Annotated in this window: 23 protein-coding genes; 12 read left to right on the top strand and 11 right to left on the bottom strand. The window is 55.6% G+C overall.

Going from position 1 to position 18,096, the window contains the following annotated elements; all coding sequences use genetic code 11:
• Positions 1 to 271: 271 nt before the first annotated feature.
• Together ynaL and dbpA are read left to right on the top strand one after the other, a co-directional pair.
• The gene (gene ynaL / locus EV102420_RS22555) at positions 272 to 421 is read left to right on the top strand and encodes a proline-rich small protein YnaL (RefSeq protein ID WP_165570674.1); all 150 of its coding nucleotides are present in this window, start codon (positions 272 to 274) and stop codon (positions 419 to 421) included.
• Between the two features lie 60 nt (positions 422 to 481).
• A complete protein-coding gene (gene dbpA, locus EV102420_RS17050) occupies positions 482 to 1,855 on the top strand; it encodes an ATP-dependent RNA helicase DbpA (protein WP_042394201.1) in 1,374 nt (457 codons plus the stop codon).
• Positions 1,856 to 1,912: 57 nt separating this feature from the next.
• Here the strand turns inward: dbpA and ttcA are convergent, their stop codons facing one another.
• The 11 genes from ttcA to EV102420_RS17005 all read right to left on the bottom strand — a co-directional run bounded on the left by ttcA (position 1,913) and on the right by EV102420_RS17005 (position 11,009).
• On the bottom strand, positions 1,913 to 2,848 hold the full coding sequence (gene ttcA / locus EV102420_RS17045) for a tRNA 2-thiocytidine(32) synthetase TtcA (RefSeq protein WP_042394199.1): 936 nt from the start codon (positions 2,846 to 2,848) through the stop codon (positions 1,913 to 1,915).
• 48 nt (positions 2,849 to 2,896) lie between these two features.
• Positions 2,897 to 4,135, bottom strand: a complete 1,239-nt coding sequence (locus tag EV102420_RS17040; RefSeq protein ID WP_042394197.1) for a site-specific integrase — start codon at positions 4,133 to 4,135, stop codon at positions 2,897 to 2,899.
• A gap of 1 nt (position 4,136) precedes the next feature.
• Positions 4,137 to 4,349 (bottom strand): excisionase family protein, encoded by a 213-nt coding sequence (gene xisR, locus EV102420_RS17035; RefSeq protein ID WP_042394195.1) that lies wholly within the window; start codon positions 4,347 to 4,349, stop codon positions 4,137 to 4,139.
• Between the two features lie 64 nt (positions 4,350 to 4,413).
• A complete protein-coding gene (locus EV102420_RS17030; RefSeq protein ID WP_042394193.1) occupies positions 4,414 to 4,656 on the bottom strand; it encodes a DUF4060 family protein in 243 nt (80 codons plus the stop codon).
• Entirely contained in the window at positions 4,653 to 4,829 is a 177-nt protein-coding gene (locus EV102420_RS22550) for a hypothetical protein (RefSeq protein WP_165570673.1), read from the bottom strand. Before EV102420_RS22550 ends, EV102420_RS17030 begins: the two co-directional genes overlap by 4 nt.
• Before the next feature lie 37 nt (positions 4,830 to 4,866).
• The gene (locus EV102420_RS17025; RefSeq protein ID WP_042394191.1) at positions 4,867 to 5,958 is read right to left on the bottom strand and encodes a RecT family recombinase; all 1,092 of its coding nucleotides are present in this window, start codon (positions 5,956 to 5,958) and stop codon (positions 4,867 to 4,869) included.
• 12 nt (positions 5,959 to 5,970) lie between these two features.
• A complete protein-coding gene (locus EV102420_RS22380) occupies positions 5,971 to 9,690 on the bottom strand; it encodes a RecE family exodeoxyribonuclease (protein WP_052512382.1) in 3,720 nt (1,239 codons plus the stop codon).
• A 136-nt stretch (positions 9,691 to 9,826) separates the two neighbouring features.
• The gene (locus EV102420_RS22545) at positions 9,827 to 9,991 is read right to left on the bottom strand and encodes a YdaE family protein (protein WP_042394188.1); all 165 of its coding nucleotides are present in this window, start codon (positions 9,989 to 9,991) and stop codon (positions 9,827 to 9,829) included.
• 10 nt (positions 9,992 to 10,001) lie between these two features.
• On the bottom strand, positions 10,002 to 10,199 hold the full coding sequence (locus EV102420_RS17010; RefSeq protein ID WP_042394186.1) for a DUF1482 family protein: 198 nt from the start codon (positions 10,197 to 10,199) through the stop codon (positions 10,002 to 10,004).
• A complete protein-coding gene (locus tag EV102420_RS22375) occupies positions 10,199 to 10,402 on the bottom strand; it encodes a hypothetical protein (protein ID WP_131406024.1) in 204 nt (67 codons plus the stop codon). Before EV102420_RS22375 ends, EV102420_RS17010 begins: the two co-directional genes overlap by 1 nt.
• Before the next feature lie 187 nt (positions 10,403 to 10,589).
• Complete coding sequence (locus EV102420_RS17005) at positions 10,590 to 11,009, bottom strand: helix-turn-helix domain-containing protein (RefSeq protein ID WP_077776557.1); 420 nt, start codon at positions 11,007 to 11,009, stop codon at positions 10,590 to 10,592.
• A 106-nt stretch (positions 11,010 to 11,115) separates the two neighbouring features.
• Here EV102420_RS17005 and EV102420_RS21600 point away from each other — a divergent pair, with 106 nt between their 5' ends.
• The 10 genes from EV102420_RS21600 to EV102420_RS16960 all read left to right on the top strand — a co-directional run bounded on the left by EV102420_RS21600 (position 11,116) and on the right by EV102420_RS16960 (position 17,899).
• The gene (locus EV102420_RS21600; RefSeq protein ID WP_072015293.1) at positions 11,116 to 11,343 is read left to right on the top strand and encodes a transcriptional regulator; all 228 of its coding nucleotides are present in this window, start codon (positions 11,116 to 11,118) and stop codon (positions 11,341 to 11,343) included.
• A gap of 2 nt (positions 11,344 to 11,345) precedes the next feature.
• A complete protein-coding gene (locus EV102420_RS17000; protein ID WP_042394183.1) occupies positions 11,346 to 11,882 on the top strand; it encodes a toxin YdaT domain-containing protein in 537 nt (178 codons plus the stop codon).
• A gap of 84 nt (positions 11,883 to 11,966) precedes the next feature.
• Positions 11,967 to 12,875 carry a phage replication protein O gene (locus EV102420_RS16995; RefSeq protein ID WP_042394180.1) on the top strand — a complete coding sequence of 303 codons (909 nt, stop codon included), beginning with the start codon at positions 11,967 to 11,969 and terminating at the stop codon, positions 12,873 to 12,875.
• Positions 12,875 to 13,609, top strand: a complete 735-nt coding sequence (locus tag EV102420_RS16990; RefSeq protein WP_042394177.1) for a replication protein P — start codon at positions 12,875 to 12,877, stop codon at positions 13,607 to 13,609. Before EV102420_RS16995 ends, EV102420_RS16990 begins: the two co-directional genes overlap by 1 nt.
• 2 nt (positions 13,610 to 13,611) lie before the next feature.
• A complete protein-coding gene (locus EV102420_RS22160; protein WP_131406023.1) occupies positions 13,612 to 13,986 on the top strand; it encodes a hypothetical protein in 375 nt (124 codons plus the stop codon).
• Complete coding sequence (locus tag EV102420_RS16980) at positions 13,983 to 14,597, top strand: hypothetical protein (RefSeq protein WP_042394174.1); 615 nt, start codon at positions 13,983 to 13,985, stop codon at positions 14,595 to 14,597. Before EV102420_RS22160 ends, EV102420_RS16980 begins: the two co-directional genes overlap by 4 nt.
• Positions 14,594 to 15,463 carry an MmcB family DNA repair protein gene (locus EV102420_RS16975; protein WP_042394172.1) on the top strand — a complete coding sequence of 290 codons (870 nt, stop codon included), beginning with the start codon at positions 14,594 to 14,596 and terminating at the stop codon, positions 15,461 to 15,463. Before EV102420_RS16980 ends, EV102420_RS16975 begins: the two co-directional genes overlap by 4 nt.
• The gene (locus EV102420_RS16970) at positions 15,460 to 15,771 is read left to right on the top strand and encodes a hypothetical protein (RefSeq protein WP_042394171.1); all 312 of its coding nucleotides are present in this window, start codon (positions 15,460 to 15,462) and stop codon (positions 15,769 to 15,771) included. The genes EV102420_RS16975 and EV102420_RS16970 overlap by 4 nt, the downstream gene beginning before the upstream one ends.
• The gene (locus tag EV102420_RS16965; RefSeq protein WP_042394168.1) at positions 15,771 to 16,028 is read left to right on the top strand and encodes a hypothetical protein; all 258 of its coding nucleotides are present in this window, start codon (positions 15,771 to 15,773) and stop codon (positions 16,026 to 16,028) included. Before EV102420_RS16970 ends, EV102420_RS16965 begins: the two co-directional genes overlap by 1 nt.
• The gene (locus EV102420_RS16960; protein WP_042394166.1) at positions 16,025 to 17,899 is read left to right on the top strand and encodes a DNA cytosine methyltransferase; all 1,875 of its coding nucleotides are present in this window, start codon (positions 16,025 to 16,027) and stop codon (positions 17,897 to 17,899) included. Before EV102420_RS16965 ends, EV102420_RS16960 begins: the two co-directional genes overlap by 4 nt.
• Positions 17,900 to 18,096 lie beyond the last annotated feature (197 nt).

Genomic DNA, 18,096 nt, shown 5'->3' with positions numbered 1-18,096 from the left:
CACATTTTTAACAAAATATGAACATAGAAACGCCGTTTTACTTGCGCGAAATCAATAAATAAAAAGGCGAATCAGGGCAATATCTCTCTCGCAGGTGAATGCAACGTCAAGCGATGGGCGTTGCGCTCCATATTGTCTTACTTCCTTTTTTGAATTACTGCATAGCACAATTGATTCGTACGACGCCGACTTATAATAGTCGGCTTTTTTTTGCCTCTTGTTCATCAGCTTCTACCCTTAAAGAGAGCGATGCCAACACCAGGAGGTAAACATGTCCGGCCTTACCTTAGTGAATCCCACTGACTCTCTGCCTGCCGATCCCGTACCGACCGATCCGGTCCCGGTTCCCGAGCCTATTCCCCGTCCGCAGCCGTTGCCCGATCCGCCGCCTAACGAGGAGCCGATTAAAATGTCGCGTTAAAGAGGCAGATCTGAGAGGATACGCGCCTGCTGACGTAGCCTTTTACCGCGAGAAAATATTGTGACCGCTTTTTCAACACTCAATACCCTGCCCACAGCCCAGCTCGATAATCTTAACGAGCTGGGTTATCACTCCATGACGCCCGTGCAGGCTGCGGCGCTGCCCGCGATCCTTGCCGGTCAGGATGTGCGCGTGCAGGCAAAAACCGGCAGCGGTAAAACGGCGGCGTTTGGCCTGGGTCTGCTGCAACATATTGATGCCAGCCGCTTTCAGACCCAGTCTCTGATCCTCTGCCCAACCCGTGAGCTGGCGGATCAGGTCGCAAACGAGCTGCGCCGCCTGGCGCGCTATATGCCGAATATCAAAATTCTGACCCTCTGCGGCGGTCAACCCTTTGGCGCACAGCGCGACTCGTTGCAGCACGCGCCGCATATCATTGTTGCCACGCCGGGCCGCCTGCTGGATCACCTGCAAAAAAGTACTGTTAACCTCGATGCTCTGCAAACGCTGGTGATGGATGAAGCGGACCGGATGCTGGATATGGGCTTCAGCGACGCCATTGACGAGGTGATCCGCTTTGCGCCTGCATCGCGCCAGACCTTGCTCTTTTCCGCTACCTGGCCGGAAGCCATCGCGGCGATCAGCGGCCGCGTTCAGCGCTCGCCGCAGACCATCGAGATCGACACCGTTGATGCGCTGCCTGCCGTCGAGCAGCAGTTCTTTGAAACCTCGCGCCACGGTAAAATTGGCCTGCTACAGAAGCTGCTCAGCCAGCATCTGCCTGCCTCCTGTGTGGTGTTCTGCAATACTAAAAAGGATTGTCAGGAGGTGTGTGACGCGCTGAACGACGCTGGCCAGGAGGCGCTGGCCCTGCATGGCGATCTTGAGCAGCGCGATCGCGACCGGACCCTGGTGCGTTTTGCCAACGGCAGCGCCCGCGTGCTGGTAGCCACCGACGTCGCCGCCCGCGGCCTGGACATTAAATCCCTTGAGCTGGTGGTGAACTACGAGCTGGCATGGGATCCGGAAGTGCACGTGCACCGCATTGGGCGTACCGCTCGCGCCGGTAACAGCGGCCTGGCCATCAGCTTCTGCGCCCCGGAAGAGGCGCAGCGCGCCAATATTCTTGCCGAGATGCTGCAGATCAAACTGAACTGGCTCAACGCGCCCGCCAACGTCAAGGTTGTGCCGCTGGAAGCAGAGATGGCAACGCTGGTGATCGACGGCGGTAAAAAAGCCAAGATGCGTCCGGGAGACGTGCTGGGCGCGATGACTGGTGATATGGGATTAAACGGGGCGGATATCGGCAAGATCACCGTGCATCCGGCACACGTCTATGTTGCGGTGCGGCAGAGCGTTGCTCGCCAGGCGTGGAAGCAGCTACAGAGCGGTAAGATCAAAGGCAAGAGCTGCCGGGTCATGCTGCTGAAGTAGGGCAGAGAAGGGCAGAAATCAGGCTCTCCGGCGATCGTCTACCGGAGAGCCATCGTATTATTTCACTTCCACTACGTTGAGGCGCAGGGCATCCAGCGGCGTCTCATCCTCTTCCGGCTGCCAGCCCGCAGGCTGCATAGGAATGGATTCACGGTCAAACGCCAGATCGCCACCGTCCACTACTTCCGAACCGTGAGTAATACCTTTAAAGTCAAACAGCGAGATATCGCTCAGGTGCGACGGCACCACGTTCTGCATGGCGCTAAACATGGTTTCGATGCGGCCTGGGTAGCGCTTATCCCAGTCGCGGAGCATGTCGGCGATCACCTGGCGCTGCAGGTTCGGCTGGGAGCCGCACAGGTTGCAAGGGATGATCGGATAGCCTTTGGCCTGGGCAAAACGCTCAATGTCCTTCTCACGGCAGTAGGCCAGGGGACGGATGACAATATGCTTGCCGTCATCGCTCATCAGCTTCGGCGGCATACCTTTCATTTTCCCGCCGTAGAACATGTTCAGGAACAGCGTCTGCAAGATGTCGTCGCGGTGATGGCCGAGGGCGATTTTAGTCGCGCCCAGCTCCGTTGCGGTGCGGTAGAGAATGCCGCGACGCAGGCGTGAGCAGAGTGAACAGGTGGTTTTCCCCTCGGGGATCTTCTCTTTCACGATGCCGTAGGTATTCTCTTCGACAATCTTATACTCGACGCCCAGCTGCTCCAGATAGGCAGGCAGAATATGCTCCGGGAAGCCCGGCTGCTTCTGGTCGAGGTTTACCGCCACCAGCGAGAAGTTAACCGGCGCGCTCTGCTGCAGGTTGCGCAGGATCTCCAGCATGGTGTAGCTGTCCTTACCGCCGGAGAGGCACACCATAATGCGATCGCCTTCCTCAATCATATTGAAGTCGGCAATGGCTTCGCCCACGTTACGGCGCAGGCGCTTCTGCAATTTGTTTAAGTTGTACTGCTCTTTCTTGTTAACTTCTTGATTTTGCGACATTTATTAATCACTCAAATCTTCAATGGGGCATAGACGGGACAAAACGAATTAAAACGCGAGCTTATCGTTAAGCATGGCCACCTGCTCAGTGTTCAGATCTTCAATCCAGGACGCGTATATTTCGTAAACCATCTGCGCGTTTTCGTGCCCCATCTGATTGGCTATAAAAGACGGGTTTGCGCCTGCGGACAAAAGCCAACATGCAAATGTGTGGCGTGTATGGTACGGATTACGGCGACGAATGCCAGCACGTTTTACACTGGCGTTCCATCTTGACCCGATACTGGACAATGAATAATACGGCTTCTGCTTTCCCTTTGCTGGCCGGGGCATAAAAACGAAACGAAGTTGCTGCTTCTCCGTCAGGCCGTATTCTCGATGATAGAAAACGATCTCTGTTTCAGGAAACCCGGCTGTCAGCTTCTTTTGTTCTTTCAGGGCGTCCAGCGCTGGCGTTAGAAGCTGCAGTGTCCGGAAGCCTGCCTGCGTCTTGGGTGGCCCAAACATCCCCAGGGTATTCAGGTTCCTGGAGACGTTTACCGTACCCGCCTTGAGATCGATATCTTCCCATGCAAGCGCGGCGAGTTCACCATGCCTGAGCCCGGAATACACCGCGAACTTCCACATATTATGGCTCTGGCCGCTCAAAGCTGACATTAGCTTCGCAAATTCCTCTCGCATCAGAGGATCCGGTTTGGTGTTGCTCTTCTGTAGCTTCTTGACGCCTTCAAATGCCTTGCTCTCAGTAAATCCAGACTTATAGGCAAAGCGCAGAAGAGAGCAAAGCAAAGAGATGTAATTATCGACCGTACGCACAGTGCGCCCGATTTTATTTGAGCGCCTGTCCAGAGGATACAGGGTTGAGCCATGCAGTAGCTCACTGCGGTAGCGAAGCACATCGTTATAGCTAATCTCCCTGATGACTGTGCTCTTGCCTACGACTACTTTAAGCGTTGATATCTGCGAGCCTGTTTTACGCAGCGTGTTTGCGCAGAGCTCAATTTCACGATTTTTTAGCCAGGCATCAGCAAGCTCGCCAAACGTGTTTATAATGAGCGTTTTTTGTACGGCTTGCGCCTGCTTAGAGTCAGGAAAACGCGAGCGGTAATTGAACTGTCCGAGGTTGATCTCGCTAACGATCAGCATACGCAGCTGACCTGCTTTTTTGATATTTGCAGGGGTGACAAGCCACCCCTTGAGTACTTCGCGACAACGCTTACCTTTATACATGAACCAGATCCGGATGCTTTGACCTCTTATCTCCACGCCCTTGGGCAAATCTGACATCCTATGCATCCTGAATCATTTGGTTGATCTTGGGGTAGTTGTACCAGGTAATGCCGCGCAATGTTTTTTCCCCTGATGGAGAGACGCGTTTAAAGTGCACGCCTTCAATCCAACACCCTTGACGATATTTTTCGATCTGACGGTTATCGAGGCCCGTTCTGGCAGTGAGCCTTTCCTCAACAACCCACTCTTCATTGAAAATTACTTGTGCCATATGCAGTACCTGGCGATCAGCACGAGTATAACTATGCTGATCGCACGTTGATGATATTTCGATATCAAGACATCCGACCGGCCAGGCGGCGCAGACGTCGTGCGCCGGTGATCGCCGTGGCCACGTAGCTGGTGCTGCGGTTTTCCACCTCGACCTTTATCTTGGCTCCGTCCACCTGCACCGTGTATTCGCTACGGGTGGCACGGCTGGCGTAATCGCCGAACCGCTCGACATGCTTCGCCAGTGCGGCGTCACAGGCCCGACGCGCCAGTGGGGAGTCCTTCCTGCTTCGGTTAATCAGCCTCATTCAGCACGCTCCGGATCCAATACGTCCCAGCAGTTCCGCTCTATATTCGCCAGCAGTCGGCGGTCCTCTACTTCGGTCAGCGACCGGCCGGTCTGCTCGACGATTTGCTGGTTATTGTGGGTTAGCAGTAGCTTCAGCTCTTCATTGGTCCAGCGGGTTTGTTTCTCGCTCATCTTGTTACCGGGAGGGTTGCCCCTCCCGCCTCCCTTATCAGCTCACGTATTCCGGCTTCATATCGTCCAGGGTAATGGCGAACTGGTTATACAGCTCGTCGCCAAGGTTACGTTTGGCTGCAGCCAGTGTTTGCTCGGCTTTAGCAAACTGCTCAGCAGCATCCGGCTCACCGGACTGGGGCAGGGAGTTAATGGCCGCCTCTACTTTGTTGCGGGCATCGACCAGGTAGTAGCGCCGAACGGCTTTGTTTTTCAGCTCAGTGAATAGCGCCGATCCGAGAGTGGCTTTGGCTGCTTCGATATCCACCCGCACGGCTTTGGCCTGGTCCACCGACTGAGCACCCTCGATGCGATCACGGAACTCGTCGGCCAGCACGTCAATATTGGTACCGGATTCCTGTGCGCTTGTGGTTGCCTCAGGAGCGCCGCGGGTAATTTCGCCCAAAGTGACACGCTGCTGCTGCGCCGGGTTGATTACTTTTTCCTGACGCTCCTCGATTTCATCTGCGGTGTATACACCAAGAATCACATCGGGACAGTAAAGGCGCGCCCAGCGTTTAACTCCCAGATAAGCCAGCTGCTGGCGGGGGTCGCTTGCCCAAAGTGTTGAATTACGTACCTGAGCCTGAGACAACATCAGAACGAGTTCACGGGGTTCGTCCTCGCCTTTCATGGTTGCCCACACGCGGACACCCACACCTGCCTCATCTTTCAGATTCCAGCCAGGCGCGATGTATTTTTTTCCCTGTCCATTAGTTTTCTCAACAAACCGGCCAACGATGTTTTCCCATTCACCAAACCATTCAAAATGCAGACGGCCCTTTGTGGGAGACATGTTCGTAACAACAGCGTTGACCAGTTGAGCTTCATAACCAAGTACGCCGCTATTCCCGACGATGAACGTTTTCTGAGCCACGGCGAATGGATCCATACCCCAGCGAGCAGCTTGCATTACCACTGCCATGCATGCGTCAGGCTTGCCACGAAAATGCTCTGGTACAAACGCGCCGCTGTTCGCCATGACTGCCGATAAGGTCCGGAGGCGCTCGAACAACTCGCCGTTGGTCAGTATTGAAATGTTGTCGATCATCTGCGTTTTATTTTCAGTGTTAGAAATTACTGTAGACATTGTCATTTCCCCTTATGCCTGGTCGCGCAGCGCTTCGAGGCGGCGCAGATCGTAATCGGTGAGTTCGTCGGTGTAGTCGTTAGTGATCGGCGCTGGCCACTCGCCAGTATCGAAAGCGTTGGCGATGGCGCGCATGGTCGTGCGGTATTCAAGGATGCCCAGCTCTACCAGCTCTTGGGACGCCTCTACGATGGCAATCCAGTGGTAATCCTCGTCCTTATTGACGAAGATCCAGAAGAACTGGTCGAGGCTTGCCGTCTCCATGTACATACCGGCACTCAGGTGGTAATCGCGATCGATGATTTCACGGTGCAACTTCGCCCGCAGACCTGACTGCTTGATGTTCCACATAGAGATCGACTTAAGGTCGGCACCTATACGGACACCATCCACGTCCAGCTCAAGGTCAGGGCGCACACGGATTTCCAGCCCGGTCTCTTCGTCAATGCCGAAATAGCTGGTCTCTACGGCGCGATCAGGATGCTGCAGCAGCTTCCCGGCGGTCGGGTGCGCATGCAGTGCTTTCTGGATAGCCAGCGCGGTTTCCAGCTGCTGGCGCGTTACCAGCACCTTGCCTTCCGGGTTTTCGCGCCAGGCGTCCAGCAGCTCGTCGGCGAATACGGCATCCGGGCGGACCGCCTTGAGCGCCTGAATCAGATCCTCTTTGGTACCAGACACTTTAAGCGGCGCGGGCTTCTGCGCTTCCTGTGCAACCAGGTCAGGATTAACGACCGCCAGCTGCTCGAGGAGCGCGTCACGGCTGCCGCTGGTCTTCGCCGGAGCGGGCAGGGTGGCGTTGTACTCTTTGATGCAGGCCTTCATAGCTGCAGCGGTCTGCTTCTTATCGGCCTCGATGCGCTGGAACTCATCCGGCAGCGCCATATAGCTTTCTGCGGTTTCGTCTACTGCTGCGCCCAGCGGCAGCGGCGCGGGCAGGGTGGCGTTATGGGCCTCCAGCAGTGCTTTGATATCATCAGCGCTCAGCTGCGGCGGCAGGCTGACGTTGTACTCGTCGATGCTGGCGCGGATCGTCGCCGTGGTGGTGAGCGCACCTTCCGGGATCTCCGGCTCGATGCTGAACTCGGCGGCCAGTGTCTCCGGCTGCAGCGCCAGCGCATGCACCAGGTTGCCCATATCCAGGACTTTGGAACGTTCGCGCGCTATGGTCTTAGTGACGTGGCGGGCGTTGAAGTACATCAGGCTAACCCTGGCGTCTTTCACCATCGTGCTGCTGATGCCATTCGCGGCGTGGTAAACGTCGTTCGGTAGCCCTTCATAACGGCCCGGCTCAAAATAGGCTGGCCACTGTTGCGCGGCAGCCTCTGGCTCAGGAATGTCCGCTTCTGGTTCGATTACTGGCGTTTCCGGTTCGGTTTGAGGTAATTCCGGCTCATCCTGGTTCAGAGGTTCGATAATCTGGTCCAGATCAGCGGCAACGTTGCTCGCCAGTTCGGGGGCAGCGGCGGCGAGAATATCCGCCGGGTTTACACCGCCTGCTTGCGCAGCAGCTGCATCAGCGCCTTCGACCGCTGATACTGCATCACCAGCTTCGACTTTGCCCGGGTCAGTCTCTTCCATCTGCACATGTACGACGCTCTCCACTTCCTGTTTTGCGACTTCATTTGAGGGGGTTTTGATGACCGGGTTTGTTTTTTCACCCAGCAGACCATCGATAGAGAACACGCCGCCGCCGAGGCTCTTAACTTCGGGCTGTGCAGCTTCAGCTGGCGCAGCAGCAGGGGGGATCAGCAGCGATTCAACAGCCTGCCAGCGCGCTTCGCTGTCGTCGCTCCCTGTATCAGGGATGAACGCCACTTCTTTGCCGTTCTGCGCGATGTAGCTAATTAGCTTTGGAGTCTCGTTATGGATGCCTTCAGGCGCATTGCGGATCAGAACGAAAATGGCAGCACGGGAAAAGTCCAGAATGCCCGGCGTCTTGCGCAGCTGAGTGCTCCAGGAGCTCCAGGGTTCTTCTTTGTTGGCGATGATTTCTTTCGCACGGCGTAGCACGCCACCCGGGATCTCGTAGATGTTGTAATCCATGGGCAGCAGGGCGGCCGCGATTTCAATATCGAGAGTGTCGAGCGTATGTTTCAGATCCGGATTGCGATCGGTAGGGTTCCCGCCGCCAGCATTGGTGCCAGTGTCAGTGCGCTGGATGGCTGTTTTGCCTGCTTTCTTGAGCCACTTAGCAGTGACGCCATCACGGTCAATTTTTTTGCCCGGGGCTGTGATAGAGGAATTGTTGTTATATGCGTCGATCCACTCTTTGAAGAACGAGACCAGCTGCGCCAGCTGCGGTGCCGGGCCGTCGACTGGCCAGACAGACTGGGTATCGGAAAACAAATCTGCCAGGGTTTCGGGGAAAACATGCTGTAGCTGGCGAACCTGCTCATTGCGGCATGCCAGCAGCACGTTTTGCGGGTAGGAAGCATCCATGTCCAGGCTGATACGGGTGACCTCGGTTGACTGTTCGGCGCTCAGCTCGTTGAACAGGCCGAATAACCAGGTTCCCAGCACACGCTGATTGTATGAATAGTTCTGATGACCAGACGCGGCATCATCAGCGGTTTCAGGGTCTTCCATCAGAGCTTGTTGGCTCTCGATCCATGACTGAACGACATGGTTTCGCCCCTCCTCTGTGGCAGTGGTGTACGCGCAGGTAAACTGTCTCACCAGATCTGCAGTCATGTTGTCGCGATAGTCTTCTGGCCATACCTGCCGGATTGCACGGATCACCCCTGCCGTTACCCCACCAGTAAGATTTACTACCGCCGGATCAGTTAGCGCGGCAACAACAATGCTTAAGGTTTCACTGTTGTTAGCCTGTACCGCTTCTTTGACTTCGTTCAGTTGCTGAGGGTCAATGTGCTGCTGGTCAAACATCCACGCGGCAACAATCTGCTGAGGCAAGGAGAGCTCACGAATAGAAGTCCACCCGTCATCCTTGCCGAAATCATTTTCATCCTCCATGTCTGCGGATCCTGCTGATTCGACTGGCATGCTGGTGGCGTTTTTTTGGGGGGCTGGCAGCTTGCCGCTGAGCCAGCCTTCCACCAACAGGGCGCGTTCGCTGGTTTCAGCCGCTACCCAGTCTTTAACGAAGTGGGCGATTCGTTCGGCTTCGTGAGTATGATCCTGAGGGAACACAGCTTTAACCGCTTTGATAAGCTTCCATTCCACATGCGCGGAAAGCTCCTTGATTGCCGGGGTGTCTGCAATGGCCAGCAGCAATCCCTTAACAAAACAGCCCTCGCCGTTGCCTTCCATAAAGCCGATCTCGATGTGCTGCTCCAGAGTGATCTGGTCCAGCTCGGTATCATGGATAAGGTGCGCGATGAGGCGCTGGATAAGACGCAGGCGAGACAGCGGGCGGAGATCCACATTGGTCGCGGCAGGCTGGGTAGGCTGGGTTTCCACGTTTACTACCGGCGCAGCAGCTGCGCCAGCTTCGCCCGGGACCGGTGACCACGTGCGGCCATCGTCGTCCAGGGTATAGCGATCGCACCAGGTGAAGTCGACAGTACTTTCTTCCGGCAGATCATTGACCACCGGGAAATCAGTACGGATCGGCTTGCCATAGTCCTTACCGCGACCAGTTTCGATGCCAGCTTCTTCCAGCTCAACGTCGAGCGTCAGGGCGGCGCGTGCTTCGGTTTTGGCACTGAACCAGATAACGCCGTCAGGTTTCCCTGACTTCTGCGTTGCTTTGATTAAGTAGAAAAATTCCATGTCGGATCCTCTTTTTTGGATGTAAGATCCCCGGGCCAGAGATAGCGCCCATTGGGTGTTGTTTTGGTTTGGTAAAAATTCCGGTGTACTTTGGTCGGTGGCACCGGACGTAGATCCCGCCTTGCGCGGGTTTACGTTAGCTTTCGTGGGCCATCTGGTCGTACGAAGCGCAACGAACAGAACAGTAATCGCGTTGCTCGCGGGCCAGTTGCGCGCCGCGAATGAAGAGCAGGGTGTTTTTAACTTCTTTCCCTTCCTCAATCGGCATGCGGCAGTACGAGCATTTGGTCGAGTTACACATCTTCAACTCCTCATAAATGGACGGTGGTACCGGCCGGCACTTCATCGGCGCGGACAATTCTTTCCACCGGATAACAGTTGCCTGCCACCTGCTGCTCAACGGCTGCCGCTTCACACTGGCGCTCGTTTTCATACACACCCAGCACCGCATCCTGAAAATCGCCGTTGGTCATACCCACGGTCAGCACTAACGCGAATAACGTATTCATCAGTGCGTCCCCGCCGGTACCAGATGCGGCTCAATGTTGCGGGCGGCATACGGGCGGCGAATGTGGCGCAGGTTGCCCTGCGGCTCGTGCCAGTACATGCCTTCGATATGATTAAACGAGACGAGCCAAGCTGCGCCGGTGCGCTGGTTGCGCATTGGAACTGCCTTCCCGCTGTTTGGTACTGCCTGATTGGTAGTTGCCATCACATTTCCCCGGTCTTTCCCGGCGTCAGAACGTTTATTTAACCTGACAACGCTGCGCGTGTTGTCGATGGGCTAACAATACAAATAAGTTTTGTAATTGACAAGCGAAATGAAAAAAATATTTTCAATTTGAAGCGGCAGAATGCAGCCAGCTAGGCGACTGCATTGAAATTAAAGGGGTGGGCGGTTACTTCTGAATGCTTTGAATGATGCTCAACACATCATCCTTGAGTAGGTCTAGTTGCTGGAGGGTGGTTTTAGCGTGGACAATAAGGCGTAACTTTTCCGCTTCAGGCATTTGATTAAACAATGCAAGCAAGGCTGTTTCTTTCTCATCTAACTGCCGGGGAGCTGTGACCGCGCTAAGACCACTATCACCAGCTTCTGGAGGCATGAAAAACCAATGCTCCGGTTTTCCAGTGGCAGCAGCTAGGCGTTTCAGCCTATCTCCTCTCGGAGCTGATTCACCTTTCGCCCACTGCTGAACCGCCTGGGGAGTAACCATCGCTCTCCTGGCAATATCTGACATGTTCCATCCGAACTCATCTCTTACGAGCTGGAGCCGGTAGGCAAACGCTTCATGAGGTGCAGTTTTCATGTCTTCCATTCTACAAGGTAGCCTTTCATTCCGCATTGCAAAGATAATTTTCAACTATCATTGAAAAAATTATTTTCATATTGTAATCTTGGTTTTCAATCACTGAGGTCTTGATATGACAAAATCTATAAAACAACGAGTTTGCGCTGTGATGACCCAAACCGAAATAGCGAAAAAGCTTGGCACTACGTCACAGGCTGTAAGCCTTTGGTTAAACCATGAGGTTCCTGCTCATCGTGTGTTGCCAATCTGCAAATTGCTTGAGTGGGAAATCACTCCCCATGAAATCCGCAGCGATATCTATCCCAACCCAACCGACGGCTTACCACAACGGGAGCTTTAACTATGCAAACAATTACATATCAGCAGAGTAACCCTTTTTTGCAGGCAGCGATGATAAATCGCTCTCAAGCCAAAGAGCCGAACCATGTCGATATTCGCGACGCCGTCCGCGCCTGGGCAGCGGTTGCCGGGCAGGACGTCGTTGCTGCTCACATCGTGGATCAGTGGCGCAGCTGCGGCGGGGAGGGTGTCGAGTTTCCGGCAGATATCAGCCGCGCCCGACAGAAGTTGTTCCGCTGGCTCGATAACCGTTTCGATACGGACGAGTGCCGGAATCGGGTTCGCCAGCTGACGCCCGCTATTCTGGCTGTTCTGCCGCTGGAGCATCGCGGTTCGCTGGTGGGTGGAGACTGCAAAATAACGAGGCTGGCGCATGCCGAGAAGGAGGTTGCCGAGGCGAAGCGGGCCATTTTGTTAGACGCGCCAAGACATCAGAAGCTTAAAGAAATGAGCGAGGGGATCGTGGCTATGTTTCGTCTTGAGCCAGATCTGGCCGGACCGCTGATGACCATGGTTTCAACAATGCTGGGGGGAGTATGACAGGTCTGAAAATGGTGAAAGCCGCGGTGCGCGAACACCAACGGCTTTCGGGTGCAAAAACTGAGCGTAATTGCGGAGAACAGTATGCCAAACATGGCTGAAGTTATCAATTTTCCGATGAAAACCGAGCAAGCAGGAGGTCCTATGGCCGACCTGTCCAACGGGTACACCAGGATCGCCAACGAGATTCAGAAGCTGAAGCCGCGCCTGCGTATGTCAGGGCGTGAATGGCAGTGCCTTGAAGCGGTGATCTGGCTGACCTACGGATGGAACAAGAAGCAGGACCGGGTTACGAATACCGTAATTTCTGGCCTGACCGGGCTGGCAGATACCCATGTTTCTGATGCGATCAGCTCTCTGGCTGAGCGTGGAATTATCTTCAGTAACAAGCAGGGCGTGATGAAAATTGTCGGTATAAATACTGACCTTTCAGCCTGGATTTTAGACAAACCGAAAACGGGAAAACTCTTCCCGAAAACGGGAAAATCCTTCCCGAAATCGGGAAAAACCTTCCCGGAAACGGTAGTCACCCAAGACTATAACAATAACAATATTAAAAGATCTTCGTCAGAGAATTCTGGCGAATCCTCAGACGACCGCCTGAAGGCTTTTTTATCAGCTCATCCTGATGCAGTGATTTACACCCCCAATTTCACCAAGTGGGGTACAGCAGCAGATCAGCAATGCGCTGAGTGGATCCTCGCTCTGCTTGAAAAAGTTAAACCCTTCCCGAAGAAACCCGTTCTGGCTGCCTGGGCTAACGACGTACGCCTGATGCGCGACCTCGACGGCCGTAGCCATCGCGAGATCTGCGAGCTCTTCCTGTGGGCCAGCAAAGATGCGTTCTGGCATACGAACATCCTTTCGCCTGCAAAGCTCCGCGCCAAGTGGGACACGCTGAGCCTCCAGCGTCAGCGTAACCCGGGGCAAGCGCAATCCAAAGCTGGCACAGGCGCGCTGGACAACACTGACTGGATTAACGGAGTGCTCTGATGAAAAACATTGCTGAACGTATGCACGATTTCGATCGCGAAAACATGCGCCGTATGGCTCACGGCTTGCCAGAGTTGCAGGACGAACTGCCACGGCAGCAGATGGCGAAAACGGCAGAGATTTTTAATGAGCTGTTCCGCCAGCTGCGCGCCACGTTCCCCCTGCTGGCCAGCAAAAGCCAGGAAGACCTGGACGAAATGCGCCGCCAGTGGCTGTGGGCTTTCAAAGAAAACGGCATCACCACCCTGGAACAAATCAACGCCGGTATGCGCGCTGCCCGTCGCCAGGAAAAACCATTCCTGCCATCACCGGGACAGTTTGTCGCCTGGTGCAAAGCGGAGGATAGTGCCGCTCTCGGGCTGCCTGACCAGAATGAGCTCGTTTCGCTGGTGTACGAATACTGCCGAAACCGGAGCCGCTACCACGACGCTGAGTCCTACCCGTGGCCGGATCATGGCATCACGCCTCACACCGTGAAATTCCGGGCCTGTTACTGGCTGGTTACCACGCTGTACCAGCAGATGCGTTCTGCGGGCCTCAGCGATATGGAGTTAAACCGCAAAGCAGCTGATGAGCTGTCGAAGATAATCAAGCGTATCCGTCACGGTGAAGAGCTTCCCGAACCGGTTGCCCGTCTCCCTGTGCTGGGTGGCAAGCCGCTGACACGCGAGCAGAACATGTTACGGGTGAAGGAGATCCGGGAGAAGTTCGGTCTCAAAAGGGGGAGGGCGTGATCATGGCCAGCAAATCACTCTGGGCGATCGTCGATTACCTACGCGAAAACCAGACCGTCACCCCGCGTCAGGTGCAGGCCTTGCTGGGATGCGACTGCAAGAAAGCACACAACCTCCTGCTGCACCTAATCCGGCGCTCTGTGGTTCTCCGCGCAGGCGAGCCGCATCACCCGGTTTTTACGCTGGTGCCCGACGGGGAGTTCAACATCAAGCGGCCTAAACCAGCCGCGCCGCCAGCACCAGCAAAACCAGCGGCAAAAGCAAAACCGCAAGCCAAAGCAGCCAAAGCATCAGCACGGCCGTCCATTGCGGACATTTGCCGCCAGAACTGGCAGGGCTACAAAATTCATAAAATTTTTGGGAGTGCACGGGCATGAGTGAATCACTGAACAACAAAGAGCTGATCGCTGTGGGTCATGAGTTTGCTAAGGCGATGAGCAGCGACACGGCGATCATCGACATCGCAAAAATGATGTCTCGCTTGGCCGAACGACTTGACTGCACAACAGCTGCGCTGCGCGAAACGGTCAAACAGCGTGATGCGTCTGAACAAGCTGAAAGAGTATGGGAAACAACCATGATGCAGGCTTGCGGCGAAGATGGACCGAAATCAGTGGCTGATAAGTTTGCTTCACTGGAAGCCAAGTGCGCGGCGCTGACGGCGGACAACGTGGCCCGCGCCGAAATCATCGGGCAGCTGGTCTGGCAGTACAGCTCCAGCGGCATTAAGCCTGTGCAGAAATCGCTGAACCCGGCCTCCGCGCTACTGTTCGACGCACTGGAGGTGCTTCGGCAGCCAGCGACTGAGGCGGCTATTGTCGAATTGAAGGCGCAAGGAGTCGATCTTTTTGCCAAGGAAATGGCCCGGACCCACGCGCAATGCCAGGCCGGCGGATTTTTTGATCGGCAGGTAGTGTTTTACGAAAAATTTCAATCAGTGGCTACTGCGTATGCACAGCAGCTGCGCGCCGGTGAGGTACAGCCATGAAATGGGATCACAACGCACTGGCTCACGATCTGGCTGAGCACCTTCGCCAGAATACCGCTCGTATTGTCTGGGAAGACATGCAGCTAGGCCCAAGCGGTACCGCGCGCCCGGACGTCTATGCACTGCCGTGCTCATTCAGTAAGTTCTGCCCGGTAGTCTACGAGGTCAAAGTTTCCGTTTCAGATTTCCGCGCTGATGTGACCGCCGGTAAATTCACAAAGTATTTCGCGTACGCCAGCGCCGTGGTCTTCGCTGTGCCCGATGGGATGCTCAAAAAGACCGACATCCCTGAAGGCTGCGGGCTGATGGTTCGCAAGGAAGGCGGCTGGTATACGATGAAAGGGCCAACTATGCGCCCGATCGACACGCTGCCCCGTGATGCCTGGGTGAAACTGGTCATTGACGGGATCCGCCGTGAAACTGAGCGCACCCGGTTATCTATGCGCACTGCACCAGTATACGTCCATGAAACCCAGCTGGCCCAGCGGCATGGGGAAGAGATCGCCAGGCTGGTTTCTCAAGCCTACAGCGCAAAAACCCGACTCGAATCGGCTATTGAGCAGCAGGAAAAACGCCGGGCTGAGGTATTCCAGCAGACCGAGCAGGAAGCGCGCTGGCACAGTGAAAGCATGTTGCGGCAGGCCGAAAGCCTCAACCGGGCGCAAGCCGAACTGGCTGAAGTACTGGGGCTTTCCGCTGATGCAACAGTGAATCAACTCACCAGAGCGATCAACGAGGCCAGCTACCGGCTTGCGCAGGATTCAGAGATTCAGCGTCTTCGGGGGATCTTTCAAAGTCTCGAGAAAGTGATCGCCAAAGGGAATGCGAAATTACCGGGTGAGTCGGCTACGGAGGATGCAGCATGAAAATCGAAAAGGCTAAGACCGAGTTACAGGCTGCAACGTCTGGTCCCGGCGCAATATATTGGCGCTATACCCCTGCAATATCTACTGTGCTGGCCGCGCTGAAGCGCGCAGAACGTCGCGTTGCTGAGTTGGAGGCGCGGACACTCACCGTTAAGCTGCCGCAGGGCTATGTAATACGAGCGGGTCATCCTATTAACGAGGGTGAGCGGCATGTGATGGTGCCTAAAGATGGCGGGGACTGGCTCAGCAGTTTTGATGTTGAGCATGCGCTTCTGGTAGCTGGCGTCAGTGTTGAGGAGAAGGATTGATGGATCCCCTTCTGCAATACGCTACCAGCCGCATCATCGAGCTGGAGCGTCTGCTGCTGGTGGACGTGTCGGAAACAGTCTGGCCTGCCGAGGTGGGACTGGTTTACGCACAGGTTGAAAACGCCGGGGATCTCCCGGCGCACCACCAGCACCGCCTGAAGCATCACATCAACCGGATGTGGCTCGAAAAAATGCCAGTACCGTCGATCATCACCGCCGCCCGTTCGCTGGCCACTGCCATGGAGAAATACGCGTGAGAGAAATTATCGTTGATAACTTTGCCGGGGGCGGCGGGGCCAGCACCGGGATCGAGATGGCCATCGGGCGCAGCGTGGATATTGCGATTAACCATGACCCAAACGCAGTGGCGATGCACAGCACCAATCATCCGGACACGCTGCATTACTGCGAGAGCGTGTACGAGGTAAAGCCAAAAGTAGCGACTGCCGGCCGTCCAGTAGCGCTGGCATGGTTTAGCCCGGACTGCAGGCACTTCTCTAAGGCAAAAGGCGCAAAACCCGTCGAGAAAGCCATCCGTGGCCTTGCCTGGGTTGTTCTGCGTTGGGGGCTGGATGTAGAGCCACGGGTCATGAAATTAGAGAATGTGGAAGAGTTCAAAACCTGGGGGCCGCTGCTTGCTGGAGAGATGCGTCCTGATCCTGCTAGGGTTGGTGAAACCTTCCAGGCGTTTATCGGCATGTTAACTACTGGTATTGATCCGAACCATCCTGCGCTGGTCGAATGCTGTGAGTTTTTAAACATTCCGCTGGATAGTGAGGATGCGGCACGGCTGGTTAGAGGGCTGGGGTATGTTGTCGAGTTTCGTGAACTTAGAGCATGCGACTACGGCGCGCCGACTATCCGCAAACGGCTGTTTGTCGTTATGCGCAGAGACGGGAAGCCTATCGTCTGGCCGGAGCCGACCCACGGAGACCCCAAAACACCAGCGGTGCAGAGCGGCAAGCTCAAACCGTGGCGCACTGCGGCGGAATGTATCGACTGGTCAATCCCGGCCCCGTCCATATTTGACCGCAAAAAGGCACTGGCAGAGAACACCCTCAAACGCATAGCGCGCGGCATTCAAAGGTTCGTGCTGGATAGCGCCTCGCCGTTTATCGTTAAGTGCAACCACACCAGTAACCAGACGAAATACGACTGTTTCCGGGGCCAGTCGCTGGCGGAGCCGCTGCAGACAATCACCAAAACGCACGGTTATGCTATCGCTGTACCGCATCTGACGAAATTCCGTACCGGCGCAACGGGGCAGGCAGTCACAGATCCGGTACCAACCGTAACCGCAGGCACGTCGGCGCGCCCGGGCGGCAATGGTCACGCACTAGGGCTGGTTGAAGCAGAGCTCGCGCCGTTTGTCGCACGCCAGTTCGGTGCCAGCATCGGCCATCGCGCGGACGAGCCGAGCGCGACGGTTACCGCGGGCGGCGGGGGAAAATCGCAATTGGTGTGCCCGACGCTGATCCAGATGGGTTATGGCGAGCGCCCCGGCCAGGCACCTCGCGTGCTGCAGATGAATAACCCGCTGGGCACTGTGACGGCTGGCGGCAATAAATTCGCTATGGTCGCAGCGAATCTGGTCAAGCATTTCGGGGGCAACTACCAGGGCGCAGGTGTGGCTCTGGACGAACCGGCCCACACGGTCACCACCACCGATCATCATGGCCTGCTAACCTCGCACCTGGTGATGCTACGTGGTACCTGCAAGGATGGCCGGGTAGTTGACGCGCCTGCACCAGGGTTAACCGCAGGCGGCTTGCATGTAGGAGAGGTAAAAACCACCCTGGCGGTTGAAGCGTATGACCAGCAGCGCGCGGATCAAACGCTGGCGTTCCTGCGGGAGTATTGCGGCGCGGATTGCGATGGCCTGGTGACGATCAGCGGCGTGGTTTACCGCATAGTCGATATCGGTATGCGCATGCTCCAGCCGCGCGAACTCTATGCTGCCCAGGGCTTCCCGGAGTGGTACATCATCGACCGCGACTACATGGGAACCCGTTACGCCAAAGACAAACAGGTTGCGCGCTGCGGTAACGCGGTACCGCCGCCGTTCGCTGAGGCGCTGGTGCGGGCCAACCTGCCGGAGATGTGTGCTGCTAAAGAAAAAGCTGCGTAACTGTCCCCCTATGCCGCGTAACAGCGGCATTATTCATCTGAACGTTAAGCAGGGTATGTCACGCTAAAGGCCACAAAAAAAGCTCGTTGTTTATGTGGCTATAGAAAAGTAGCCATTCAAATCAAGAAGATATAAAGGCACGAGAAATGTGTTTTTTGTAACCATATCCCAGCTACAACTCCAAATACTGTTTATTC

The organism is Pseudescherichia vulneris NBRC 102420, from assembly GCF_000759795.1.
GTDB lineage: Bacteria > Pseudomonadota > Gammaproteobacteria > Enterobacterales > Enterobacteriaceae > Pseudescherichia > Pseudescherichia vulneris.
Note: the sequence above shows the minus strand (reverse complement) of the source record. Positions and strands in the feature narration are given on the sequence as shown.